Below are 26,159 nucleotides of genomic sequence, written 5' to 3' on the forward strand. Positions count from 1 at the left end.
ATTGTCTTAGCCTGTTTGCAGTCACTGCTATAAATGACTTGTTAAAGTAATTTTATGATTCATTCTGTTGTCCTTCTATACTGGAGGGCAGCAGAATAAATTAAAAAGCCGTACTTTTGCAAAAATAAAAGATAAGCAATTGGGAACTCTGTTAGATTTAGGCATAAAAGGATATAATAATTACGGTACGCACCTTAAACAAAAATATAAAGGACAGCGTGTATTTAAAGTAATTGTTGATGGAGGTTTTACCTGTCCTAACCGTGATGGTAGCAAAGGCTACGGCGGTTGTACCTATTGCAATGTTGATTCTTTTACGCCCGAGCTTTCCCGCAAGCTCCCTACCATCCGCGAGCAGTTAGAGCAGGGGATGGAAAGAGGAAAGGGTTTTTATAAAGCTGATAAGTTTATCGTTTACTTTCAGCCCAACACCAATACTTATGCGCCAGTACATTATTTAAAGATGATGTATGATGAAGCACTTTCTATAAACACCGAAGATGTTGTTGGTTTTTCTGTAGGTACAAGACCAGATTGTATAGATGCTGAAAAAGTAGCTTTACTGGAAAGCTATACCGATCGTTTTGATGTGGATTTGGAAATGGGTATGGAGTCTATATATGATGAGACCTTAAACCAGATCAATAGAGGTTGCAGTCATGGCGAGTTTGTAGAAGCGGTTAAACTACTTGAAAATTCTAAGCTAGATCTTTGCGTACATACTATTTTTGGTTTTCCATGGGAAACTGAAGAGATGATGTTGAGCTATATCCATGAGATTAATAAATTCCCTCAGATTAAATTCGTAAAATTCCATCACCTTCACATTGTTGAAGGCTCTATAATGGGAGCTAAATATAAAAAACAGCCATTTAAACTGTTTTCTCTTGAGGAATACACTGATTTGCTGTGTAAGTTGATTCCTTTATTAAGACCTGATGTGGTTATTCAGCGTTTGTTTGGTATATCCGACTGGGATTTACTGATTGCGCCCAATTGGGGATTGAACAAATCTGCCATTCAGACTTATATTGATAAGGAGATTGAGAAAAGAGGGGTAGTACAGGGCAGCGCTTATGTACCATTAGCCAAATAAAGGCAATTCATTACATTTTATTCTGTTAATTTTTTTTGCATCCCGAATTTCGGGATGTTTTTGTTTACGCGGGGTTCATTTCTGTGTATGATTCTGTGTTTTTTGATTTTTTATCTGATTTTGTGTGATTTTTATTTATTTATCAAAAAACAGATATTTTTTTTGCTCTAATATTAGATTATATCAAAATATTAACTGTGTTTTTGATAATTTTTAATGTTTTTGATTGATTTGTAATGAAAATTATAACGTTTTCGTTGAAATTGTATGGTTATTAATATTGTTTTCTAGAATTAATCCGTAGATTTAGAAAAAAAATCAAATAAACTGATAATTATAACAAGTAAAATCTAACATTATGGCAAAAGTTTTGTTTAAACAGTGGGGCCCATTTGCAGTTTTATTAATAATTGCAATTCTTGCCCTATTTATTCCCTTACTTCCTAATTTTGACGAGGGAAAATACAGTGGACCAGATATCGCTTTTGTATTAATTGCTTCGGCCTTGGTATTTTTAATGACTCCTGGGCTTGCTTTCTTCTACGGTGGTATGGTTCATCGTAAAAATGTGCTCTCTACCATGATCAAAAGTGTGGTAGCTGCAGGTGTAATCTCTGTATTATGGGTAGTAGTTAGCTTTAGTCTGGCCTTCGGTAATTCAATCGGTGGTTTGATTGGAGACCCTAGAACCTTTTTCTTCTTTCAAGGTGTCAATTCTAGCCCATCATGGAGTCTGGCAGCAACGATTCCACTTTCATTATTTGCTGTTTTCCAATTGATGTTTGCCATCATTACTCCAGGTTTGGTGGTAGGCGCTGTTGCAGAACGTATCCGTTTCACTTCATACATCTTATTTATAGTGCTGTTCTCGCTATTGGTATATTCTCCTTTGGCACACTGGACATGGCATCCAGATGGTATCCTGTTTAAAATGGGTGTCCTTGATTTTGCTGGTGGTACTGTTGTACACATCTCTGCTGGTATGGCTGCTTTGGCTGGTGCATTGGTATTGAAACGTAGAAAATCTCATATTGAACACCGTGAAGTACCACCTGCTAACATTCCTTATGTATTAATCGGTACAGGATTGCTTTGGTTTGGTTGGTTCGGTTTTAATGCGGGTTCTGCCTTAGGTGCAAACAGTTTAGCGGTTTCAGCCTTTTTAACAACCAATATTGCGGCTGGTGCAGCTGGTTTGTCCTGGATGTTCTTTGATGTTTCAAGAGGTAAAAAACCATCTGTATTGGGTTTCTGTATCGGTGCGGTTGTTGGCCTTGTAGCCATCACTCCAGGTGCGGGTTTTGTAAGTATTCCTTCTAGTATCTTCATCGGTGTAATTGCTGCGGTAATTTCAAACCTTGCGGTATCATGGAAACAAAAAACTTCATTAGATGATACTTTAGACGTATTCCCTTGCCATGGTGTAGGTGGTATTGTTGGGATGTTGCTAACAGGTGTATTTGCTACTAAAACAGTAAATAGCGCTGGTGTTGATGGATTGTTATATGGTAATCCTGCATTCTTCTTAACTCAATTAAAAGGTGTTGTAATTGTGGTGATCTTCAGTTTCGTGATGTCATTTGTCATCTTTAAACTGATTAACCTGGTACAACCAATCCGCGTAACTTCTGAAGAAGAAGAAGAAGGTTTGGATGCAAGTCAGCACAATGAAAAATACTCTCAAGGTACACTGATCGTAGCTGGTCAGGAAGTCGAAAATACTTTTTAAGTAAAAATTATTCAACCATTTAACCAACCTCAAACCAATTGATTATGAAATTAAGATCTCTATTCACTTTAGCATCATTGACCATCGCTTCTGCAACTTATGCACAAGAGGCTACAGAAGCGCCATTACAGATCTCAGGATCGGTAGATACTTACTTTAAGTATGACTTCGCAAAAGCACCAAATATCAAAACATCCTTTGTTACTGACCAGAATTCGGTTTCATTAGGTATGGTTGATCTCGCTTTAAAGAAAACTACAGGTAAGGCATCGTTTGTTGGAGAACTGTCTTTTGGACCACGAGGACAGGGACAATCGATACCTAATGGTTCTTATGCGCTTACTGCGAATGGTGATGATGTTTCTGCTTCTAGTTTTCACATTCAGAACTTGTATGTAAACTATGCTTTCACGGATAAGTTTACAATGACTGCAGGTTACATGGGTACATTTATTGGTTATGAAGTAATCTCACCAGTAGCCAACTTCAATTATTCGACCTCTTACCTTTTTAGCTACGGGCCTTTCCAGAATGCTGGGGTAAAAGGTACTTATGCTTTCTCTGATAAAGTTAGCTTGATGTTAGGTTTGTTTAATGAGTGGAATTCATATTCTGCTTCTCGTGGAGTGTCAAGTGTTGGCGGTCAACTAATGGTTTCTCCTATTAAGGGATGGACTGCTTACATAAATGGCTTACATGGATTAGATGCCTACGGAAACTACAGTACAATTGTTGATTTAACAACTTCTTATCAGGTTACTGAGAAAGTTAAAATAGGCTTAAATGCTGCAGATCTTAGTGCTGGAAGTGATAACTTTGGTTATACAGGTGTAGCTTTATATCCGCAATATGCATTCAGTCCTTCGGTTGGCTTGGGTGTAAGAGCAGAATATATGAATTTTAAAGGTGTTTCTGGAGGGGCAGATGCCAGTGTACTTTCCGGAACATTATCTGCAAATATCAAAGCAGGTGGTTTAACTTTTATTCCTGAAGTTCGTTTTGATAATGATAAAGACTTTTCGCAGTCTTTCCTTAAAAGCGATGGCATTACGCCAACTAAATCAGCTTCACAATTCTCTTTGGCTGCTGTTTACGCATTTTAGTCTCTATTACATTTAATAATGAGCCATCGGAATTGTCCGATGGCTTTTTTATATCTTTATATTATGAAAACCTTAACTCTAGCTATCTTATTGTTTTTTTCTGCTGCCTGTTTTGCCCAAGAAAGGCCATTGTCTAACGATGATAGGGGTAAATTGATTTATTATGAAGTAGTGACAGTAAAGGATGCTTCTAAAGATTCTTTGAATGCAAGGGCTACTGTTTTTTTTAAAAAATCAAGTAAATCATTAAAATTGAAATCTCGGGAAAGCGATTCGGTTTTCCAGGCTGAAGGGAAGCTGATCATCAATAAAACGGCCATGGTTTTAAGTCGCCCATCTGGTGAGGTGCTTTATAATTTTTACGCGGAAATCAGAGATGGGAAGTATCGTTTCTGGCTGACTGATTTTAATTTTATTCCATACCAAAGAGATCGCTATGGCAATTTCGTTCCTTCAACGACTGTTGGGATGCCACTTGAGACCAGGCCGGGGAAGTTGAATGCAGCTGAATGGGCGGGTTACCTAAAGGCGACAACTAGCGCTGCGAATGTTTTTGCCGGACGTTTTAAAGCGGCGATGATGAATAAAGTTGCTGCGCCACCAGTAATAAAAGCTGAGCCTGTGAGTCCTGCTAAAAAGTGGTAGTTAATGCACCATTTTATCTGCACAGGTAGAGCTAGCAAATGCTTCGGGCTTTGCTTTAAAAATGAATCCCATACTTAAAATATAACCCATAGCCTCATTTAAAGCTTTGTTTGATTTAAACATTGGGTTGGTATTGATATCTGCATGTACTTCCAGATCCACATTGTATAGGTCTAAAAGATCGCAAATGGAATAAGCCGTTTCGATAGACTTTTGCACTTCAACCAGCATCCTTTCTTTGATGCTCATTTTTTGCGCTGTTTTTTCCTGATGAATATACATGAAACCGCCATGATGTTCCCTTAGCAGAACAATTACGGTAGCGAAGTCTGTAAGTGGGCCTTTTACCTGTGAGTCTGTTCCAATGCAGACTTTAAGCTTGTAGCCGTTGTCGGTTTCTCTGATGATGGCGTTTTCAATCTCTTCGAGGATTGGAGAATGAACGATTTCGCCGCTAAATTTCTTCCAGTTCATACGTTAATTGATGTTTTTGTTAAACAACCCGTATTCAGGTTTCCTAAAAATAAGGGGATAAAATTAAAAACGTGTTAAAGTACTGTAGTTTAATTGTTAACAATTATCTAGTTGTCAACAGTTTAGTCGTATATTTAAACTCTTTTGAAGGAGAGTTGTTATAATAAGAGGAATACGCTTTCGTTAAATAAGGAGAATCAATAACTAAATATAAGCATTATGAAGACAGAATTGTTAAATGAATTTTATCTGCTTCAAAAGAGCAGAGCGTCAGTTGATTATCTCGAAGTGATGGAAGAGCGGGTTTATATGCCTGTGAAGCGGGTTAATCGAAAGATGACGACATGGATTGCTGAACGCGGACGCATGTTAATGAATCTGGATATGGGATTAAATAGCTCGTTGAAGTCTCTGCGGGAGAAGTATCTGAAGTTTTAATGCCTTAATTCCACTATCTTTGCGCCATGATGGTAGAAAAGATACTGGAGAAATTAAAGATTACTTCCCTTAATCAAATGCAAGAAGAGACGCTTGCTGCAAGTAAAACAGGGAGTGATTTAGTTTTGTTGGCTCCTACGGGGTCGGGTAAAACATTAGGTTTCTTGTTGCCGGTATTACAAAATTTAAAGAAAGATGTGGCTGGCGTTCAGGCACTGGTATTGGTGCCCTCACGTGAGTTGGCTTTACAAATTGAAATGGTGTTCAGGCAAATGTCTACCGGCTTTAAGGTGAACTGCTGCTACGGTGGGCACCCTGTAAAAACGGAAAGAAACAATTTTGAGCAACCGCCAGCAGTACTGATCGGAACTCCCGGTAGGATTGCTTATCACCTTCGTCATGAAAATTTTGACGAGTCAGGGATTACTACGTTAGTACTTGATGAATTTGATAAAGCATTGGAATTCGGTTTCCAGGAAGATATGTCATATATCATCCGAAAGCTGCTTTCGTTAAAACAAAGAATATTGACATCGGCAACTTCAATGGAAGAAATCCCTGATTTTACTGGGATTAGTAAACCTGTAGAGATTAACTTTCTAAAAGATGCTGCTGTAGCACCAGATTTAAAGCTGAAAAAGGTGTTGACGACTGCAGAAGATAAGTTGCCTACTTTATTAAAGCTGATCTGTAAGGTTGGTCATAAAAACATGCTGATTTTTTGTAATCACAGGGAGACCGTGGATCGAATTAGTGACTTGCTAATTGATCAGGATCTTTCACATGATATTTTTCATGGTGGAATGGAGCAGGATGAGCGGGAGCGGGCGTTATTAAAGTTTAGGAATGGTAGTATTAAAATTTTAATTACCACAGATCTGGCTTCAAGGGGCTTGGATATTCCGGAAGTAGAATGCATCATTCATTACCAATTGCCTTATACGGAGGATGCGTTTTTGCACCGCAACGGACGTACGGCACGTATGAATGCAAAAGGTACGGCTTACCTGATTGTTGCTGACGATGAAAAGTATCCTTTTTTGAAAGGTGATATCGAGTTAGAAGCCCTGAAAGGTAATTTCACACTTCCTAGAGATAGTGAGTGGCAAACTTTATATATCGCCGCTGGGAAAAAAGACAAAGTCAATAAAATAGATATTGTTGGTTTGTTGCTGAAAAAGGGTGGCTTGCAGAAAGAGGATGTTGGTTTGATTGAAGTAAAAGATCAGGCTTCTTATGTGGCTGTGAAGCGTAAAATGGTAAATAGCATTTTAGGAGCGCTTACTAACGAGAGAATAAAGAATAAAAAGGTAAAGATTGAAATAGCAATGTAATATGAGTAATAATGATATCTTTAAAAAGTTGCGTGTAGCGCTAGCGCTTACCAACGATGATATATTGAAAATAATGTCTCTAGTAAATTTTAAAGTAAGCAAAAGCGAGCTTGGAGATATTTTTAGAAGCGATGATCACCCTAATTTTAAGCCTTGCGGCGATCAGATTCTACGTAATTTTTTAAATGGTCTTGTGATTTATAAACGTGGACCAAGACCTCCAAAGCAAGATCCAGGAGCGGCAAGCGCCTAGGTTCGCTTATCTAGTTCTTCAGCATGTGAATTGATCTTTTTTACTACGGTATCAAGTTCATGTGCTGAAGTAACAAGCATTTCAACAAGGTTCGTGTCAGTAGGTTCACCAGGGTGTTCTGCCTTCATGAGTTGAACCAATCCCAATATATTACTTACCGGTTTTCTGATTTCATGTGAGTTTGTCCAGGCAATCTCTTTGAGTCTTCTTTCGTTTCTTACGCTTCTGTCTATATCAATAGCAATCACAATATAGGCATCATTGTCTTTGAATTTTATAGAATGGTGCGAAATAAGCATATAGAAAAGCTCACCGTTTTTTTTCTGATGTAACCAGATCCCCGTTTCGTGTCCTTCTGTATGGTCGGAATAGAGGTAATCCTTTAATTTCTTTCTTTCCTCTTCAGGGCGGATGTCTAAGGCTGACATTTTTAGCAGTTGTCCACGACTATAGCCGTATTTTTTGACCATTACATCATTAACGGCAAGAAACCTGAAGGTAGTTTTATCCATTACGTATACGGCTCCTGGTGAGGCTTCGAATAATTTGAAATAATTGCTTTCTGCGCGCAACAAACGTTTATGGTGGGCTCTGAGTAGAAAGAATAAAGCTGTCCCCGTGAAAAGCAGGAAAGATATGTTTTTACCTGTATATAGGTAGCGGAGATCTACATGTGGATTATTACGGTCTACAATGCCAATAATGATACTTCCAAGGTATAACCAAGCTAAGCCTGCGGCGAGGTAAATGAGGATGATAAAAAAGAAGGGCCGGCGCGTAGCGTAGCCAGATTGTATTTCCATATAGAGCGATAAGGATGATTGATTAAATTTAGCAAAGATATGTGGTAAATACAAAATGAGGTGTAAGTCAATAAATATTTATTGATTTACAATAAATATTTATTGAATAATGTTTATGTTTGCAGTCTAAACTTTTAATTATGAAGCTTAACTTTCTCAATTCGCGTACGATTAATATAGTTGTTAGCGTTTTAGTAGTCTCATTTGGAGTCTTACTTCTCCTGAGCATTCTTCCTTTTATGATTAAGACAGGTGGATCTTCGTCGGATTCGTCGGCTACTATGTATGAGATGGAGAAGACTTTGGTACCAATAGATGCATTAGTTCCGGATAGCATTTCCCATCGAAGGTTTCTCCGGCTGACTGACAGTGTAAAACAAAGGCGGTATATGAAAAATGGGACGCTAGCAGGAGGATCTTTTAGTTTTATGTTTATTGGGGCAACGGCACTTCAAAGATGTGAGGATTGTTCAATATGGGATAATGATAAGTCTAAAGTTAAAGAGCATTTTATTTCGCTTCATTGGTGGACCTTAGATACAGTAGGAGTATTAGATCCTGTTAGGTACTACGTTAAAGAAGGAAAGCCCTATGTAAGAAAGGTTATTTGTAAACCAATTGGTTTAGCTAATGGAAATAATTTTCGATACAAATGTGATGAAGTAGATATTGCGGTCCCTTTTAGGTATGATACCTGGACGAAGAGTATGCTTCTTCCTGTAAGTAATACTACTTTCAGTATATTAAATATAATACTGGCCTGTTTTGCAATTCTTTTTATACTATATTTTCTTTATTATATTGTCGGTGGCTTTATTAAAGTTCTATTGGAGATTGCGACAGGGACGCCATTTTCTGATAGAAATGTTCGGCGTTTAAAGATGATTGCAATGAGCTTTTTGTTGATACCCTTGATTCTATTCTTGCTAAATCTTTTAATTCGAGTAGTTTTTTACAAATATTTTACGGCAGACCTCAAATTAAGTACTGATGCTTGGGGTGTTTTCTGGAAGCCTGCCGTTTTAAGTGTTATTTTTGCAGCTTTGTATTTCGCTTTTAAACAAGGTAAAAAGTTGAAGGATGAACAAGATTTAACTGTTTAAGATGTCTATAATCATAAATATTGATGTAATGCTGGCTCGGCGCAAAATGTCGCTTACTGAGCTCAGTGAAAAAGTAGGCATTACCATGTCAAATCTTTCCATTTTAAAAACAGGCAAAGCCAAAGCTATTCGTGTAGAAACCTTGGATGCAATTTGTAAAGCGCTGAATTGTCAGCCTGGAGATGTATTGGAGTACTCGTCTGGGGAAGCGGAAGTATAGTTTAAAACAATGAACTGAATTATAGAAAAGAAGATATGAGTGATTTATTAAAAAGCAAAAACTTTCAGCAGGGTGCAGATATTCCCTGGGAATATGCCTCTCCTGGAATCCAAAGGCAGATTTATGGTTATGATGACCGTGTTATGCTGGTGAAGGTGAAATTTGAGAAAGATGCTATAGGTTCAATTCACGAACATCCGCATACTCAGGTGAGCTATGTAGAAAGTGGTATTTTTGAACTGACGATTGGAGATGAAAAACAGATCTTAAAAACGGGTGACGGTTTTTATGTACCACCTAACACTTTACATGGCTCTGTATGTCTGGAGCCTGGGGTATTGATAGACGTATTTAGCCCACATAGGGAAGATTTTATATAGCAAGATAAGAGAAAGGCTCAGGATACAATCGTCCGAAAGGTTAAGTTAACCCTGGGCCTATGCGTTTGTTTGGTTGGGGGCAACCTATGCAACCAATTGGTTTGCGTATCATCCTTCATAACTAGTAAGCTTCCGTTTTCCAGAATTAAAGAAACGGTTTGCTTACTTTGCTTGTGCTTAAAGGCAAATTTCCTTTCTGCTCCAAAGCTCATCGAGCCGATAGCTCCATTCTTTTTCAAATCCTTCTCTCCATCGCTATGCCAGGCCATACCTTCTTCTCCAGTATGGTAAAGATTAAGGAGGCAAGAGTTGAATGTTTCTCCCAGTATTTTTTCTGCTAATGTTTTTAATTCAAGTAATTCTGGGGTCCAGGGCAATGCTTTCTTTGTGACATTTGAATAAGTGTATTCGAATTCTTTTTCGCCATACCAAGCTACCTTTCGTTTGGTGAGTATATGTTTGCCAAAAATGACGGCTTCATCATTTCTCCATTCGATAGTATTCAACAATATATCCAAGTAATGATTAGCAGTTTGTGAAGACATTAATTTGCCATAATATTTTACTGTACCATCATAAGGCAATAGATTTTTGTTCTCAACTGTTTCGTTACTAAATAAATCCATTTTGTTTTAATTTAAAGATTAGACGCAGCGCTTAATCCTGAGTGCGAAAATCATTAAAATTATTTGGTGTTAAAACCCGATTCTTGCTTGCTTGTGTAAAATGATAATATTCATTTTAAAGAAAAACACATATCTTGCACCATCAAATATAGGGCTTTGATCTTTTTTTCAAGTATTAGTTGTTTTTTCTTGCTCTTACTTTCTTTGCACTTGTTTTTCGCAAAACGAGGTGTGAAACTATTGAATCGTTTACTGTCCATTATCTTTATTGCCAGATTTGGTCAGGTTTTGGTTTCCCTGCTTGTAAATTCGCAGGATAAGGATGTTTTTTCATTTTTTTATCAGCTTTCAGCCCCATTTTATTATGCTGCTCCTGCTTGCTTTTATTTGTATGTAACCCATTTTATCAACGGTCGTACTCAGCTCCGTAAGTTTGAATGGCTGCATTTTATTCCCGCTTTTCTCGCCATTATTCATTTGTTGCCATTGCCCTTTTCTCCTGAAATAAAATGGGATGTTATCGGGGATCAGATTAGAGATAATAAACAACTTTTTATAACAGAAAGGAGTGGGTTATTCCCTTCCTGGTTTTATTACCTGGGCAGACCTTTCTTGTTGCTGGTGTATTTGACTGCAACCTGGTTTGCTGTACTCAAATCAAAAGTGATTGATGACCATATTGATGCAAATGGTAAAAAATGGATATTCTTTTTTATTAGAGCCGCTACCTTTTTTCAATTGGTCAGTTTCTTACCGTTGATGATTTGGGATGTAGAAGAGCCGATATTTAATACTTCTTTCATTATACTTAATTGCGTAGTGCTTTTGGTGATCGTTGTATTTATCATGCATCAGCCGAAATTGTTTTATGGCTATTTGTTTGTGGCAGTAGATATGGAAAAAAAACCGGAGGAAGTTAAAGAACTTCCGAAGGCAACAGTGTCGGTGAAGAAAGTCAACCTTTTGCCTGATCAGTTAGCTATTTATTCTGATTTGATGAAGTCTTTTATGGAAAACAAAAAGCCATATCTTCAACCTAATTTTCAAATTGTTGAGCTAGCTAATGAGCTTAATATTCCCGTACACCATTGTTCATTCGTTATCAATAGTTTTTTGGATAAAAATTTTCGCGATTGGATTAACGGATACCGAATTACTTTTTTTATAGATCAATACCCGCTTAAGTCTGATAAAATGACTATCGAATCTGTGGCTTATGAGTCTGGTTTTAAAAGTCTTGCGACTTTTTATAATGCTTTTAAGAAAGAGACAGGTCTAATGCCGAAAGCTTTCTTTTCAGGAAAAAAGGCATCCTAAGTATATTCTGAACGATTTAAGTGTTTTTTGTTATTACAACGATTGAATCGTTGGATGAATCTACAGATTTGATTTAACTATTAGTGTAATAAATCAGGTATGTTTGGATATTGATCATCTTAAAATAATCTCTCTTCAAATGAAAAGTTCATCCCTAAGTACTATTTCAGCCATTCTATTATTTTGTGTTTTTTGTTTTTCCGCAAAAAAAAGCGCAGCTCAATTGACTACCGGAGATTTTGCTATTGTTGGCTTTAATGGGAACGCAGCAACAGTGAATATGGCTATTGTAGCCTTAAAAGTGATTCCCTCGGGTACAGTACTTAAGATTACCGACCAGGGCTGGGACCAATCCGCGTTGGTCGCGAATGGCTCCGACGGACTGATTACCTGGACCACTACCAGCAGTATTCCTGCAGGAACAATATTTAACATTGCCATCACAGGTGGAGCCGTTCCAACCGCGACAGGACTCGAATCCTATGGGACCGCGACAGCTACCGGCTGGATCACGGGAACCGTCGTTGCAGGTGGAGGAGACAATTGGTTTCTTTATACCGGTAGCGATGCCAGTCCTAACTTTATCTACGGATTTGCAAACTGGTCTACTGCACTCCCAGGCATCAATGCCCCTGATCCGATAACCGGATGGCAGGCAGCCGGGATCGTTAGTGCGGCCGTTTCTTACCTGCCATCTACACTTGCAGCAGGAAATTTTTATGCTACATTGACCATTGCAGGAACTCCGCCAACAGGTTATCACGGAGATTTTAATAACTATTCAGGAACGTTATCAGGAACAAAAGCATCCATCCTGATTGCAATTAATACAAAATCGAACTGGACAAGGACAGAATTGCTCGCAAATAAGAAATCTCTTGATCCTGGCGGAGCAGCCTTTCCAGGCACAAATCCTATTTTTCAACTTGGAACAAACGTTAGCGGAGTAACTTCTTCTACGGCTAATGGAACTTATAAAATCGGAGATGTTATCGCCATTAATGTTACTTTTTCAACCGTCGTAAACGTAACCGGAACACCAACACTGAGCTTAAATACAGGGGCTACGGTTAATTATAGCGGTGGAACCGGAACCAATACACTTACCTTTAACTATACCATCGCCAGCGGACAAAGTTCTGCTGACCTTGACTATTCGGCTACTACCGCGCTAAGCCTCAATGGAGGAACTATCAAAGATGTGGGAAATACTGATGCGACACTTACCCTTGCCGCTCCCGGAGCAGCAAACTCCCTGGGCAACAACAAAGCGATTGTCGTAGACGGGATTGTTCCCACTGTGACTTCTGCCAATTCAAGCACCGCCAATGGTGCTTATAAAGCAGGAGATGCCATCGTCATTAACCTGAATTTTTCTGAAACCATTACTGTAACCGGAACCCCTCAGCTTGCGTTAAATTCAGGTACTACTGTGAACTACAGCAGTGGCTCAGGAACATCGACCCTCACCTTTAACTATACCGTACAACCAACAGATGCCAGCGCCGATCTGGATTATACCAGCACTGCCGCACTGAGCTTAAATGGCGGGACACTGAAAGACGCAGCAGGAAACGATGCTACCTTAACTCTGGCTGCCCCCGGAGCTGCAAACTCTTTGGCTGCCAACAAAAACATTGTTATCGACAACACTGTTCCGGTAGTCAGCTCGGTAAACTCCAGCCTTGCAAACGGGACGTATAAAATTGGGGACCTCATTCCCGTAACGGTCGACTTTTCTGAAGCGGTAACCGTAACAGGAACACCAACGCTAAGCCTCAATTCAGGAGGAACAGCCAGTTATGCCAGTGGCTCGGGAAGTACAGCTTTGGTATTTAACTATACTGTAGCCCTTAACCAAAGTATCGCTGACCTGGATCAGGCCAGCACCACTGCACTTTCCCTTGCAGGTGGAACCATTAAAGATGCTGCAGGAAACGATGCCCCCTTAACCCTTGCCGGCCCCGGAGCTGCAGGTTCTTTAGGTGCCAACAAAAATATCGTCATCAATACTACCGCGCCAACCATACTAAGCATTACCAGAACTGGCAATGCCACGATCAATGGCACTGCAGCACAGTTTTTAGTAACTTTTTCTGAAAATGTGACTGGTGTCAATACCTCTGATTTCAGCATTACTTCTACCGGAATCACCGCTCCTGCGGTCACATTCGTCTCAGGAAGTAATAATACAAGGACAGTTACGGTAAATACAGGAACAGGATCGGGAACCTTAAGACTGGACCTTAAAAGTTCAGGAACAGGAATCATCAACACGATTGGTAACGAGGTTCAGGCAGGATATACTGCCGGAGAGGTGTATACCATCGACAAAGCCATTCCAACCCTAACAGCAGTAACCATTGCCTCCAATAATGCAAATACCACAAAAGCAAAGACAGGAGATGTGGTTACCCTGAGCTTCACAGCCTCTGAAACCATCGGTACCCCAGTGGTGAGCATTCTTGGAAATACCGCTACAGTGACCAATACCGCTGCAAACGACTGGACAGCAACTTATACCACACAATCGGCAGACGCCAATGGTGTCATCCCTTTTAACATCGCTTTTGCAGATGTTGCCGGAAATGTTGGAACTGCAGTAACTGCAACCACCAATGCCAGCAGTGTGACTTACGACAAGACGGCACCAACATTAACTACGGTAGCCATTGTCTCCAATAATGCTTCGAATCAAACTGCAAAAATAGGGAATGTCATCACATTAAGCTTTACGGCTTCAGAAGCAGTTGCACTTCCTGTAGTAACCATCGTAGGAAATGCGGCTGTAACTGCTTCTGCAGGCGGAAACAGCTTTACTTCGACATATACGCTGGCAGGATCGGAAACAGAAGGAACTGCTGCTTTCAACATTGCCTTCACAGACCTGACCGGAAATGCCGGAACAGACATCACTGCAACCACCAATAGCAGCAGCGTCACCTACGACAAAACGATCGCTACCCTCAGCACAGTAACCATTGCTTCAAACAACCTGACCACAAGCTTAGCAAAAGCAGGAGATATCATCACCCTGAATTTTACGGCCTCAGAAGTCATTGCCACCCCAACGGTAACCATGGGTGGAATTGCGGTAACCCCGACCAATAGCGGAGGAAACAGCTGGACGGCAACCCAAACGGTATCAGGACTCACTCCTGAAGGAGTCCTTGCCTTTAACATTGCGTTTTCAGATTTACCTGGAAATGCAGGACCCCCGGTAACGGCAAGCACCAACAGCAGCAGTGTCACTGTTGACAGAACTGCTCCTGCTGCGCCTACGGGCCTGACAGCTACTGCTGGAAATACACAGAACACTATCGCCTGGAATGCAAGTCCGGCTCCGGATCTGGACAAATACATTCTTTATGGAGGAACAAGCATTAACCCGGCCACAGCTATTCAGACGATTCCGGCAGGAACTTTAACGTATACCCATACCGGACTGACCAATGGCATCGGTTATTTCTACCGCATTTCTGCTGTGGATATAACCGGAAATGAAGGCGCTAAATCAGGTAATATTGTGTCCGTTCCTAAAGGAACTCAAACCATTACCTTTAATCCGCTCGCTGCTTCGGTTTATGGTGCAGGCCCAATTACACTGACTGCAACCAGCAGTTCAGCATTGGCGGTAACCTATACTTCGAGTAATACTGCTGTAGCCACCGTATCAGGAAGCACAGTAACCATCCTGACAGCTGGTACAACGACCATCACCGCTTCACAACCAGGAAACTCTGCCTTCCTTGCAGCCACTCCTGTAACTCAGGACCTAGTGGTGAACAAAAAGGATATTGCAGTTGCGGCAGTTGTTAAAACCAAAGTGTATGGCGTAGTAGATCCCGCATTCACTTATACGTTCAGCCCAGCGCTGATCGGCACAGATACCTTTACCGGTAGCCTGGACCGTACAGCTGGTGAGAACATCGGCAATTATGCCATCGGACAGGGAACATTAGCGTTAAACACGAATTATACCCTTTCCTTTACTTCGGCCGACCTGAACATTACCGCCAAACCGGTAACTGTAACCGCTGCCGCCAAAACCAAGATCTTTACAGCTGCTGATCCGGCACTGACTTATACGTTCAGCCCGGTGCTGATCGGAACGGATACTTTTACCGGAAACCTGGACCGTACTGCTGGTGAAGATGTGGGTATTTATGCCATTGGCCAGGGAACAGTAACGGCCGGTCCGAATTACCAGATTACTTATGTTCCGGCTAACCTGAGCATTACTTCCAAAGCCATTACCGTAACTGCAACCGCCAAAACTAAAGCTTTTGGTGAGGCTGATCCTGCATTTACTTATACCTTTAGTCCAGCGCTGAACGGAACAGATATTTTTACTGGTAGCCTGGATCGCGCAGCGGGTGAAAACATTGGCAACTATGCCATTGGACAGGGAACGCTTGCGCTAAGCAATAATTACAGCCTGAATTATATTGTTGCTGATTTAAGCATCACTAAAAAAGCAATTGCGGTAACTGCTTCTGCCGGTAACAAAGAATACGGTACAACAGATCCTGCACTGGCTTATACTTTCAGTCCTGCACTGATCGGAACAGATGCCTTTACTGGAACATTGGGCCGTGCATCTGGTGAAAACATTGGCAACTATGCCATTAATCAGGGAACCCTTGCGCTAAACAACAACTACACGCTGAATTATACTACTGCTGATTTCAGCATCACGAAGAAAACAGTGAATGTAACTGCGGCGGTTAAAACCAAAATATATGGAGCAGGCGATCCGGCATTGACTTATACGTTCAGTCCGGCACTGATCGGAATAGACACTTTTAGCGGAGGTTTAAACAGGGCTCCTGGTGAAAACATCGGGAACTATGCCATCGGACAGGGGACACTAGCCTTAAACGGGAATTATATACTTGCCTTTACTTCAGCCGACCTGAATATTACCGCTAAACCAGTAACCGTAACCGCTGTAGCCAAAACCAAAGTATTTACTGCTGTTGATCCGGCATTTACCTATACATTCAGCCCGGTACTGATCGGAACAGATGCATTTACCGGAACACTGGATCGTACTGCTGGAGAAGATATTGGTAACTATGCGATCAACCAGGGGACGGTAGCTTTAAATTCAAACTACCAGATTACTTATGTTCCGGCTAACCTGGCCATCACTTCCAAAACCATTACTGTGACTGCAACCGCTAAAACCAAAGTGTATGGTGCTGCTGATCCGGCATTTACCTATACGTTTAGCCCGGCGCTCAATGGAACAGATACCTTTACAGGAAATCTAGACAGAGCTGCAGGTGAAAACATTGGGAACTATGCCATTGGACAGGGAACGCTTGCTTTAAGTAACAATTACTCCCTGAACTATACAACTGCTGATTTAAGCATCACTAAGAAAACAGTGAACGTAACCGCCACTGCCGGTAATAAGGAATACGGCACAATAGATCCTGTATTTGCTTATACTTTCAGTCCGGCATTGATCGGAACGGATGTTTTTACAGGAGCACTCGGCAGAGCTTCTGGAGAAAATATCGGAAACTATGCGATCAGTCAGGGGACACTTGCATTAAGCAGTAATTACAGCCTGAACTATGCTAGTGCTGATTTCAGCATCACGAAGAAGACAATCAACGTAACCGCAGTGGTCAAAACCAAAACGTATGGTGTAGCGGATCCTTCGTTAACATATACATTCAGCCCAGCGCTGATTGGAACAGATGTATTTACTGGAAACTTAGATAGAACAACTGGTGAAAATATCGGAAACTATATCATTAACCAGGGCTCTCTTACTTTAAATAACAACTATCTGATTACTTATGTACCAGGGAACCTCAGCATTACTACAAAAGCGCTGACCATTACTGCTGTCGCCAAAAATAAAACATACGGTGATGGAGATCCGGCGCTGACTTATACTTTCAGTCCGGCGCTTATCGGTACGGATGTTTTAACAGGAAACTTAGCCAGAACTACCGGCGAAAATATCGGTAGCTACGTTATCAACCGGGGAACTTTAACCGCAGGATCAAATTACCTGATCACCTATGTTCCTGCCAACCTGAGTATCGGGACAAAAAATATTACTGTAACTGCTACGGCTGCTAGCAAAAGCTATGGTGCTGCTGATCCGGCATTGACTTATACCTTTAGTCCGGTGCTGATTGGCACAGATACCTTTAGCGGAAGTCTGAATAGGGCTGCAGGTGAAAATGTTGGAACCTATGCCATTAATAAGAATACGCTGGCACTGAACAGTAATTATGTATTAAACTACACTACTGCAAACCTAACTATTGGGAAGGCGGCCTTGAGTATTATTGCCGAGGATAAGGAAAAGTTCACTGGAACTGCCAATCCAACATTTACGGTGAAATACACTGGCTTAGTAAACGGAGAAACGGGGGCTATATTGACTACTCCGGCTACATTAAGTACAACCGCAACAACGAATAGCCCGATCGGAACTTATACTATTGTTCCTTCAGGAGCAGTAGCTGCGAATTACCAGATCAGTTATGTGAATGGTACACTGACCGTAAAACCAGGGGCACCTACAAATGTGTTATTTGCGGGAACTACATTATACGAAAACAGAGCTTCAGGTACTGCAGCCGGTACATTGAGCAGTACTTCTGATGATCCTAATGCAACATTTGCCTATAGCTTGGTTTCGGGTACTGGTGATACTGATAATGCTTTATTCAGTATTAGTGGCAATCGGCTGTTAACTGCTGCTACTCTGGATTATGAAAATAAAACAACTTATAGTGTGAGGCTGAGAAGCACTACACAGTATGGTTTCAGTCTGGACAAAACTTTTACGATTGCTTTAAGTGATGTAAATGAATTGCCGACATTGGCTGCTATTGCTAATCAGAGCATCTGTTATACTACAACTGCACAGAATATCAATTTAATGGGTATTAGCGCTGGTCCTGAAACGGGACAAAGTACGAGCATCAGTGTGGCGGGAAATAATAGTGCTTTATTACAGAATTTAACAGTATCTGGTTCTGGTGCGACCGCTATCATTAACTATAGCATTAAACCTGGTGGTTCGGGAACAGCTACTGTTACAGTAACTGTCAAAGATAACGGTGGTATTGACAATGGTGGTGTAGATATCTTTAGCCGAACTTTTGTGATAACTGTGAATGCGCTACCAATTGTGGCTATCAACAGTGATAAAGGAACGCAGATCAGCAAAGGAGAGATTGTAACGCTAAGTGCTACTGGTGGTGTCAGCTATGCCTGGGCAGCCAATGGCAGTATCCAAAGTGGATTAAATTTGGCAACCATCAAGGTGAGACCACTTGCGACCACGACTTATACTGTAACCGTAACCAACGCGAGCGGATGTGCCGAGACACAAACTTTTACCATTACGGTATTGGATGATATGGCTAAAGTTAAAGCCACTAACATCATGTCGCCAAACGGTGACGGTTATAATGACAAGTGGTTGATTGACAATATTGATGTTTACCCTAACAACGAGGTGAAGATTTTTGATAGAAGTGGTCGTTTGATTTTTAGTAAAAAAGGATATGACAACAGTTGGGACGGTACACTGAATGGCTTGCCACTAGCTGAAGGAACCTATTTTTACATCATCGATTTCGGAGCTGCAAGGCCTAAAGTAAAAGGATTTATAACGATTACTAAATCGAATTAATATAACCCGATCTTCATCTTGAGTTCAGCTCAGGGTGAAGATTAGCAATTAAAAAGAGATAAATGAAAATAATATACAAAACAGTACTGATCCTTACCTTCGCTACAATCAGCAGTTTGGTAAAAGCACAGTTAAACCCGCTGTCAGCGCAGTACTTTACCAACCAATACTTAATCAATCCAGCTTTTGCTGGTGCTGGACAAGGTTTAAAACTAAACGGTGCTTACCGCAAATTATGGAGCAATGTTCCAGGCTCACCTTTAACCCAAAACTTAACTGCCGATTACGGTTTTAACAAAGTAGGTTTGGGTTTAACTGTAAACAATGAAAGCGCAGGTTTGCAAAGAGAAACCCGCATAGTAGGTAGTTATGCTTACCACTTGCCATTAAACGACAACGGACAACAGTTACACTTCGGGGTGTCGTTGGGCTTTATGAGTCAGCGATTGGAGAATGCCGATATTTATGGTAATCCTGCCGATCCGAGTGTAGGTCAATACAACGACCGCAAAACTTACCTGGATGGTGATTTTGGTGTTGCCTATACTTCGAACAAGCTAAATGTCCAGGCTGCAATACCCAACCTTAAACGCGTATTGAAAAAGGATGATATTGAAACGGCTGATGTGGCTACTTTTTACACCGCAGCAAGTTACCAGTTTAACCTGAGCAAAGGTGCTGAGGGTGTAGATTTAGAGCCAAAAGTTGCTTATCGTGGTGTAAAAGGCTTTGACAATATATTCGATGCGGGTGCACAACTGAGCATTGCCAACAAGCAGGTAATGTTGCTGGGCATGTACCATAGCACTAAAAATGCGACTTTCGGTTTAGGTATGGATTATAAAAAGAAATACCTGGTTAGTGGTACTTATACCACCCAGACTTCGGCATTGAGCAGCTATACCAATGGTAGTTTTGAGTTGAACCTTAGGGTGAATTTAACTAAATAGTAGATTAATTAGTTGTTTTAAAAAGCCGCTGTAAATTAAAAATTTACAGCGGCTTTTGTTTTTAAGTGCAAGATGCACCAGTTTTTATGTAAAGGAGATTGAAGCTTTGTAACATATGGTAGGCTATCCTTATGAAGGTTTTTGTAGGTAATTCCATTAGTAATTAGGTGGTTATATCTTAAATTAATACAACTATTGAATAGTTAGAGATATTTATATTACGATTTAATAATCTAATCAAACACTTTGATACCTTTGTCTCGAATTCTATCAAATTTGTCGGGATACAAAGGAAGAATCATTTTTATCGTAATTAACCAAACTGTGATGCCAGAAACTACTGTTACTGCATGAGGTATTGGCTGTATTTTTTATTCACTTTGATGGCGGCTGGTAGCGGTTATGCACAAAGTGTAGGTGCGGCTGTTGTAAACTCCTCGGGGAATACTTATACCCAAAAAGATTTCACTTACGAGTGGAGTGTAGGAGAACTTGCGCTCGTTGAAACTATGATTAATAGGCAAGTAAGCATTACAAATGGGGTACTGCAACCTATTGTTAGTAACCTGGTTATTGCTGCAGGTCCCTTAATTTTTCCTATCAATATTCTAACACCAAATGGTGATGGAGTTAACGATGTCTGGGTAATTAAGGATCTTGAAAAATTCCCTGAAAACGAAGTAACAGTATTTGACCGCTCGGGTAGGACTGTGTTTCAAACCAAAAATTATCAAAACGACTGGACAGCGTATCTTTCGGGTAGATTACTTACCGAAGGTACATATTACTATGTCATCAAACTTAAAAGGAATGCCAAGTCTGAAATTGTCAAAGGCTTCATTACTATTCTAAATTAGAACTCACCACTATATGTCTAAACTTTCGCAAACTCGATTTTCTTTAATTGTTCTTGCATTTATTCTGATTTGTTGCAGCAGTGCTATGGCACAACAACTTCCCCAAATTAATTATCAAGGGGTTGCAAGGAAGGCAGATGGTAATCCTGTTGCAGAGCAGTCCATCCGGTTAAGGTTAACCATTAGAGACGGCGGTGCAAGTGGAAACAGTGTTTATACGGAAAGCCGGCAGCTTACCACTAACAAATTCGGATTGTTTACGGCTGTAATTGGCAGTCGTGGAGCACTTTCGCAAAGTGGAACAATAGCGTCAATTAATTGGAGCACGGGTAATAAGTTTCTTCAAGTGGAAATAGATCCAGCTGGAGGGGGGAGTTTTATAGATATGGGAACGTCTCAACTTCAGTCTGTTCCTTATGCGATTTATGCAAGTTCTGCATCTCCTGTAGGTGCCGCTGGGGGAGATTTGAGCGGGAATTATCCTAACCCTACGGTAAATAAATTACAGGGATCTGCTATTAGTATAACTGCTCCTTTAATGGGACAGATCTTAAAATGGAATGGTAGTGCCTGGACACCGAGTAACGAATCTACATCTTCAACAGGTCCACAAGGGCCTATTGGGCCAGCCGGAGCACAAGGAATTCAAGGAATTCAAGGAGTTGCTGGACCGGCTGGAGCTACCGGAGCAACAGGGCCAATTGGTCCACAGGGTATGCCAGGGGTTTCTGGGATAAGTGGTTTAAATAATGTTGATAATACCAGAGACCTCGATAAACCAATTAGTACACTTAACCAAGCTGCACTTAATTTAAAAGAAGCTTTAGCTAATAAATCACTTGATGTAACTGTTGATGGTGCTTCCGACATAAAATATCCGACAACAAAGGCTGTAAAAACATATGTTGATGCTGTTGTTGTTAACGCGGCTACAATTCCTGATGCTACGAATAGTGTGAAAGGAAAAATACAGTTGGCGGGAGATTTGTCGGGGACTGGTAGTACGGCAGGAGCACCCATCATTAGTGATGCTGCTATTTCTACCTCAAAAATTGCAAATGATGCGGTAACAACTGCGAAATTATTGGATGGGAATGTGACGGATGCAAAGATTGCTACAGGAATTAGTCCATCAAAAGTTGGATTAGGGAATGTTGATAATACGAGCGATTTGGCTAAGCCGCTCAGTACTGCGACGAAAACTGCGTTGGATGCCAAAGCAAACACAACAGACCTTACTACTGGATTGGCATCTAAAGCTGATCAAACAACGGTAATAGCTGGACTTGCATTGAAGGCAGATCAAACTGCACTTAATACTGCAACAGATGCTATTGCATTGAAAGCAAATACTACGGATCTTACCAACGGATTTGCCTTAAAAGCTAATACAGCAGATCTTACTGCTGGGTTGGCATCTAAAGCTGATCAAACGGCGGTTACGGCTGGACTTGCATTAAAGGCAGATCAGTCTGCACTTAGTAGTGCTACTGATGCCATCGCATTGAAAGCAAATACTACGGATCTTACTACTGGATTGGCATCTAAAGCGGACCAGACGGCACTTACGGCTGCTACGAATGCTATTGCATTGAAAGCTGATCAAAGTGCACTTACTGCTGCCACTGATGCGATCGCACTAAAAGCTAATACTACGGATCTTACTGCTGGGTTAGCATTGAAGGCGGACCAGTCGGCACTTACTGTTGCTACGAATGCTATTGCATTGAAAGCTGATCAAAGTGCACTTAATGCTGCCACTGATGCAATCGCACTAAAAGCTAGTACAGCGGATCTTACAAACGGACTTGCATTAAAAGCTAACACAGCAGATCTTACTGCTGGGTTGGCATCTAAAGCTGATCAAACAGCGGTTACAGCTGGACTTGCATTGAAGGCGGACCAGTCGGCACTTACTGCTGCCACTGATGCGATCGCATTGAAAGCAAACACAACGGATCTTACCAACGGACTAGCATCAAAAGCAAATACGGCAGATGTTACCGCTGGGTTGGCTTCAAAAGCTGATCAAACGGCGGTTACGGCTGGACTTGCATTAAAGGCAGACCAGTCGGCACTTAATACTGCAACAGATGCGATCGCATTAAAAGCAAATACTACGGATCTTACTGCTGGGTTGGCATCTAAAGCGGACCAGACGGCACTTACTGCCGCTACAAATGCTATTGCATTGAAAGCTGATCAAAGTGCACTTAATGCTGCCACTGATGCAATCGCACTAAAAGCTAGTACAGCGGATCTTACAAACGGACTTGCCTTAAAAGCTAATACAGCAGATCTTACTGCTGGGTTGGCATCTAAAGCTGATCAAACAGCGGTTACGGCTGGACTTGCATTAAAGGCAGACCAGTCTGCACTTAATACTGCCACTGATGCTATTGCATTGAAAGCTAATACTACGGATCTTACTAGCGGACTAGCATCAAAAGCAAATACGGCAGATGTTACCGCTGGATTGGCGTCAAAAGCTGATCAAACGGCGGTTACGGCTGGACTTGCATTAAAGGCAGACCAGTCTGCACTTAGTAATGCTACTGATGCCATCGCATTGAAAGCTAATACAGCAGATCTTACTACTGGCTTGGCATTGAAGGCGGATCAGTCGGCACTTACTGCTGCTACGAATGCTATTGCATTGAAAGCTGATCAAAGTGCACTTACTGCTGCCACTGATGCAATCGCATTGAAGGCTAGTACAGCGGATCTTACCAACGGACTTGCCTTAAAAGCTAATACAGCAGATGTTACCGTTGGATTGGCATCTAAAGCTGATCAAACAGCGGTAACAGCAGGCTTGGCATTGAAGGCGGACCAGTCGGCACTTACTGCCGCTACGAATGCTATTGCATTGAAAGCTGATCAAAGTGCACTTAATGCTGCCACTGGTGCAATCGCATTGAAAGCAAACACAACGGATCTTACCAACGGACTAGCATCAAAAGCAAATACGGCAGATGTTATCGCTGGATTGGCATCAAAAGCTGATCAAACGGCGGTTACGGCTGGACTTGCATTAAAGGCAGACCAGTCTGCACTTAATACTGCTACGGATGCTATTGCATTGAAGGCTAGCACAACGGATCTTACCAACGGACTAGCATCAAAAGCAAATACGGCAGATCTTACTGCTGGGTTGGCATCAAAAGCTGATCAAACAGCGGTAACAGCAGGCTTGGCATTGAAGGCAGACCAGTCTGCACTTAATACTGCTACGGATGCTATTGCATTGAAAGCTAATACAGCAGATCTTACTACTGGGTTGGCATCTAAAGCGGACCAGACGGCACTTACTGCTGCCACTGATGCAATCGCATTGAAGGCTAGTACAGCGGATCTTACCAACGGACTTGCCTTAAAAGCTAATACAGCAGATCTTACTGCTGGGTTGGCATCTAAAGCTGATCAAACAGCGGTAACAGCAGGCTTGGCATTGAAGGCGGACCAGACGGCACTTACTGCCGCTACGAATGCTATTGCATTGAAAGCTGATCAAAGTGCACTTAATGCTGCCACTGGTGCAATCGCATTGAAAGCAAACACAACGGATCTTACCAACGGACTAGCATCAAAAGCAAATACGGCAGATGTTATCGCTGGATTGGCATCAAAAGCTGATCAAACGGCGGTTACGGCTGGACTTGCATTAAAGGCAGACCAGTCTGCACTTAATACTGCTACGGATGCTATTGCATTGAAAGCAAATACTACTGATCTTACTGCTGGGTTAGCATTAAAAGCAAACACAACGGATCTTACCAACGGACTAGCATCAAAAGCAAATACGGCAGATGTTACCGCTGGATTGGCATCTAAAGCTGATCAAACGGCGGTTACGGCTGGACTTGCATTAAAGGCAGACCAGTCTGCACTTAGTAGTGCTACTGATGCCATCGCATTGAAAGCAAACACAACAGATCTTACTACTGGATTGGCATTGAAGGCGGACCAGACGGCACTTACTGCTGCTACGAATGCTATTGCATTGAAAGCTGATCAAAGTGCACTTAATGCTGCCACTGATGCAATCGCACTAAAAGCTAGTACAGCGGATCTTACAAACGGACTTGCCTTAAAAGCTAATACAGCAGATCTTACTACTGGGTTGGCTTCAAAAGCTGATCAAACAGCGGTAACAGCAGGCTTGGCATTGAAGGCGGACCAGTCGGCACTTAATACTGCAACAGATGCGATCGCATTGAAGGCTAGCACAACGGATCTTACCAACGGACTAGCATCAAAAGCAAATACGGCAGATCTTACTGCTGGGTTGGCATCAAAAGCTGATCAAACAGCGGTAACAGCAGGCTTGGCATTGAAGGCAGATCAGTCGGCACTTAATACTGCTACGGATGCTATTGCATTGAAAGCTAATACAGCAGATCTTACTACTGGGTTGGCATCTAAAGCGGACCAGACGGCACTTACTGCTGCCACTGATGCAATCGCATTGAAGGCTAGTACAGCGGATCTTACCAACGGACTTGCCTTAAAAGCTAATACAGCAGATCTTACTGCTGGGTTGGCAACTAAAGCTGATCAAACAGCGGTAACAGCAGGCTTGGCATTGAAAGCTAATACAGCAGATCTTACTACTGGGTTGGCATCTAAAGCGGACCAGACGGCACTTACTGCTGCCACTGATGCAATCGCATTGAAGGCTAGTACAGCGGATCTTACCAACGGACTTGCCTTAAAAGCTAATACAGCAGATCTTACTGCTGGGTTGGCAACTAAAGCTGATCAAACAGCGGTAACAGCAGGCTTGGCATTGAAGGCGGACCAGTCGGCACTTACTGCTGCTACGAATGCTATTGCATTGAAAGCTGATCAAAGTGCACTTACTGCTGCCACTGATGCGATCGCGTTGAAAGCAAACACAACGGATCTTACCAACGGACTAGCATCAAAAGCAAATACGGCAGATCTTACTGCTGGGTTGGCATCTAAAGCTGATCAAACAGCGGTTACGGCTGGACTTGCATTAAAGGCAGACCAGTCGGCACTTAATACTGCTACTGATGCGATCGCATTGAAAGCTAATACAACTGATCTTACCAACGGACTAGCATCAAAAGCAAATACGGTAGATGTTACCGCTGGGTTGGCTTCAAAAGCTGATCAAACGGCGGTTACGGCTG

General features: G+C 41.5%; 18 protein-coding genes. 15 read left to right on the forward strand and 3 right to left on the reverse strand.

Annotated elements, in window-relative coordinates; genetic code table 11:
• Positions 1 to 139: 139 nt before the first annotated feature.
• The 4 genes from FBD94_RS13195 to FBD94_RS13210 all read left to right on the forward strand — a co-directional run bounded on the left by FBD94_RS13195 (position 140) and on the right by FBD94_RS13210 (position 4,573).
• A complete protein-coding gene (locus FBD94_RS13195) occupies positions 140 to 1,096 on the forward strand; it encodes a TIGR01212 family radical SAM protein (protein ID WP_136880495.1) in 957 nt (318 codons plus the stop codon).
• A gap of 358 nt (positions 1,097 to 1,454) precedes the next feature.
• On the forward strand, positions 1,455 to 2,825 hold the full coding sequence (locus FBD94_RS13200) for an ammonium transporter (RefSeq protein ID WP_131610759.1): 1,371 nt from the start codon (positions 1,455 to 1,457) through the stop codon (positions 2,823 to 2,825).
• Positions 2,826 to 2,869: 44 nt separating this feature from the next.
• A complete protein-coding gene (locus FBD94_RS13205; RefSeq protein ID WP_131610758.1) occupies positions 2,870 to 3,928 on the forward strand; it encodes a porin in 1,059 nt (352 codons plus the stop codon).
• A gap of 63 nt (positions 3,929 to 3,991) precedes the next feature.
• Positions 3,992 to 4,573 (forward strand): DUF4468 domain-containing protein, encoded by a 582-nt coding sequence (locus FBD94_RS13210; RefSeq protein ID WP_131610757.1) that lies wholly within the window; start codon positions 3,992 to 3,994, stop codon positions 4,571 to 4,573.
• Here the strand turns inward: FBD94_RS13210 and FBD94_RS13215 are convergent, their stop codons facing one another.
• Complete coding sequence (locus tag FBD94_RS13215; RefSeq protein WP_131610756.1) at positions 4,574 to 5,047, reverse strand: ribonuclease H-like YkuK family protein; 474 nt, start codon at positions 5,045 to 5,047, stop codon at positions 4,574 to 4,576.
• Positions 5,048 to 5,266: 219 nt separating this feature from the next.
• On the opposite strand from FBD94_RS13215, the gene FBD94_RS13220 reads away from it, so the two are divergent.
• From FBD94_RS13220 to FBD94_RS13230, 3 genes are read left to right on the forward strand one after another with little or no spacing between them, the layout of a single operon-like run.
• Entirely contained in the window at positions 5,267 to 5,485 is a 219-nt protein-coding gene (locus FBD94_RS13220; protein ID WP_136880496.1) for a hypothetical protein, read from the forward strand.
• A 26-nt stretch (positions 5,486 to 5,511) separates the two neighbouring features.
• Complete coding sequence (locus FBD94_RS13225) at positions 5,512 to 6,819, forward strand: DEAD/DEAH box helicase (protein ID WP_136880497.1); 1,308 nt, start codon at positions 5,512 to 5,514, stop codon at positions 6,817 to 6,819.
• 1 nt (position 6,820) lies between these two features.
• On the forward strand, positions 6,821 to 7,072 hold the full coding sequence (locus FBD94_RS13230; protein WP_136880498.1) for a DUF1456 family protein: 252 nt from the start codon (positions 6,821 to 6,823) through the stop codon (positions 7,070 to 7,072).
• Here the strand turns inward: FBD94_RS13230 and FBD94_RS13235 are convergent.
• A complete protein-coding gene (locus FBD94_RS13235) occupies positions 7,069 to 7,875 on the reverse strand; it encodes a PAS domain S-box protein (protein WP_136880499.1) in 807 nt (268 codons plus the stop codon). The two genes, FBD94_RS13230 and FBD94_RS13235, sit on opposite strands and share 4 nt — an antisense overlap.
• Before the next feature lie 389 nt (positions 7,876 to 8,264).
• On the opposite strand from FBD94_RS13235, the gene FBD94_RS13240 reads away from it, so the two are divergent.
• Genes FBD94_RS13240 through FBD94_RS13250 form a run of 3 tightly spaced genes read left to right on the forward strand, consistent with a single transcriptional unit; the run spans position 8,265 to position 9,578 of the window.
• Positions 8,265 to 8,978, forward strand: coding sequence for a DUF2975 domain-containing protein (locus FBD94_RS13240; protein ID WP_169472298.1), 714 nt, complete (start codon positions 8,265 to 8,267; stop codon positions 8,976 to 8,978).
• 1 nt (position 8,979) lies between these two features.
• Positions 8,980 to 9,198, forward strand: a complete 219-nt coding sequence (locus tag FBD94_RS13245; protein WP_131610751.1) for a helix-turn-helix domain-containing protein — start codon at positions 8,980 to 8,982, stop codon at positions 9,196 to 9,198.
• A gap of 35 nt (positions 9,199 to 9,233) precedes the next feature.
• On the forward strand, positions 9,234 to 9,578 hold the full coding sequence (locus tag FBD94_RS13250) for a cupin domain-containing protein (RefSeq protein WP_131610750.1): 345 nt from the start codon (positions 9,234 to 9,236) through the stop codon (positions 9,576 to 9,578).
• Between the two features lie 17 nt (positions 9,579 to 9,595).
• Here the strand turns inward: FBD94_RS13250 and FBD94_RS13255 are convergent, their stop codons facing one another.
• Positions 9,596 to 10,204, reverse strand: coding sequence for an alpha-ketoglutarate-dependent dioxygenase AlkB family protein (locus tag FBD94_RS13255; protein WP_131610749.1), 609 nt, complete (start codon positions 10,202 to 10,204; stop codon positions 9,596 to 9,598).
• Positions 10,205 to 10,444: 240 nt separating this feature from the next.
• Here FBD94_RS13255 and FBD94_RS13260 point away from each other — a divergent pair, with 240 nt between their 5' ends.
• The 5 genes from FBD94_RS13260 to FBD94_RS13280 all read left to right on the forward strand — a co-directional run.
• Positions 10,445 to 11,521, forward strand: a complete 1,077-nt coding sequence (locus FBD94_RS13260; RefSeq protein ID WP_205945880.1) for a helix-turn-helix domain-containing protein — start codon at positions 10,445 to 10,447, stop codon at positions 11,519 to 11,521.
• A gap of 139 nt (positions 11,522 to 11,660) precedes the next feature.
• On the forward strand, positions 11,661 to 19,193 hold the full coding sequence (locus FBD94_RS13265; RefSeq protein ID WP_136880501.1) for an MBG domain-containing protein: 7,533 nt from the start codon (positions 11,661 to 11,663) through the stop codon (positions 19,191 to 19,193).
• Between the two features lie 62 nt (positions 19,194 to 19,255).
• Entirely contained in the window at positions 19,256 to 20,143 is an 888-nt protein-coding gene (locus FBD94_RS13270; RefSeq protein ID WP_136880502.1) for a PorP/SprF family type IX secretion system membrane protein, read from the forward strand.
• 383 nt (positions 20,144 to 20,526) lie between these two features.
• Positions 20,527 to 21,000, forward strand: a complete 474-nt coding sequence (locus FBD94_RS13275) for a gliding motility-associated C-terminal domain-containing protein (RefSeq protein WP_169472299.1) — start codon at positions 20,527 to 20,529, stop codon at positions 20,998 to 21,000.
• Positions 21,001 to 21,085: 85 nt separating this feature from the next.
• Positions 21,086 to 26,159 (forward strand): beta strand repeat-containing protein (locus FBD94_RS13280; protein ID WP_136880503.1); only part of this gene is annotated, 5,074 nt, incomplete at its 3' end.

Origin of the sequence: Pedobacter hiemivivus (assembly GCF_005144565.1) — a bacterium.
GTDB classification, from domain to species: Bacteria; Bacteroidota; Bacteroidia; order Sphingobacteriales; family Sphingobacteriaceae; genus Pedobacter; species Pedobacter hiemivivus.

Excerpts from the sequence above, each read along its gene's own strand:
- FBD94_RS13210 (WP_131610757.1), top strand. The coding sequence starts at position 3,992 with ATGAAAACCTTAACTCTAGCTATCTTATTGTTTTTTTCTGCTGCCTGT.
- FBD94_RS13270 (WP_136880502.1), top strand. The coding sequence starts at position 19,256 with ATGAAAATAATATACAAAACAGTACTGATCCTTACCTTCGCTACAATC.
- FBD94_RS13200 (WP_131610759.1), top strand. The coding sequence starts at position 1,455 with ATGGCAAAAGTTTTGTTTAAACAGTGGGGCCCATTTGCAGTTTTATTA.
- FBD94_RS13235 (WP_136880499.1), bottom strand. The coding sequence starts at position 7,875 with ATGGAAATACAATCTGGCTACGCTACGCGCCGGCCCTTCTTTTTTATC.
- FBD94_RS13215 (WP_131610756.1), bottom strand. The coding sequence starts at position 5,047 with ATGAACTGGAAGAAATTTAGCGGCGAAATCGTTCATTCTCCAATCCTC.
- FBD94_RS13255 (WP_131610749.1), bottom strand. The coding sequence starts at position 10,204 with ATGGATTTATTTAGTAACGAAACAGTTGAGAACAAAAATCTATTGCCT.
- FBD94_RS13220 (WP_136880496.1), top strand. The coding sequence starts at position 5,267 with ATGAAGACAGAATTGTTAAATGAATTTTATCTGCTTCAAAAGAGCAGA.
- FBD94_RS13230 (WP_136880498.1), top strand. The coding sequence starts at position 6,821 with ATGAGTAATAATGATATCTTTAAAAAGTTGCGTGTAGCGCTAGCGCTT.
- FBD94_RS13275 (WP_169472299.1), top strand. The coding sequence starts at position 20,527 with ATGGCGGCTGGTAGCGGTTATGCACAAAGTGTAGGTGCGGCTGTTGTA.
- FBD94_RS13240 (WP_169472298.1), top strand. The coding sequence starts at position 8,265 with ATGAAAAATGGGACGCTAGCAGGAGGATCTTTTAGTTTTATGTTTATT.
- FBD94_RS13205 (WP_131610758.1), top strand. The coding sequence starts at position 2,870 with ATGAAATTAAGATCTCTATTCACTTTAGCATCATTGACCATCGCTTCT.
- FBD94_RS13245 (WP_131610751.1), top strand. The coding sequence starts at position 8,980 with ATGTCTATAATCATAAATATTGATGTAATGCTGGCTCGGCGCAAAATG.
- FBD94_RS13250 (WP_131610750.1), top strand. The coding sequence starts at position 9,234 with ATGAGTGATTTATTAAAAAGCAAAAACTTTCAGCAGGGTGCAGATATT.
- FBD94_RS13265 (WP_136880501.1), top strand. The coding sequence starts at position 11,661 with ATGAAAAGTTCATCCCTAAGTACTATTTCAGCCATTCTATTATTTTGT.
- FBD94_RS13225 (WP_136880497.1), top strand. The coding sequence starts at position 5,512 with ATGATGGTAGAAAAGATACTGGAGAAATTAAAGATTACTTCCCTTAAT.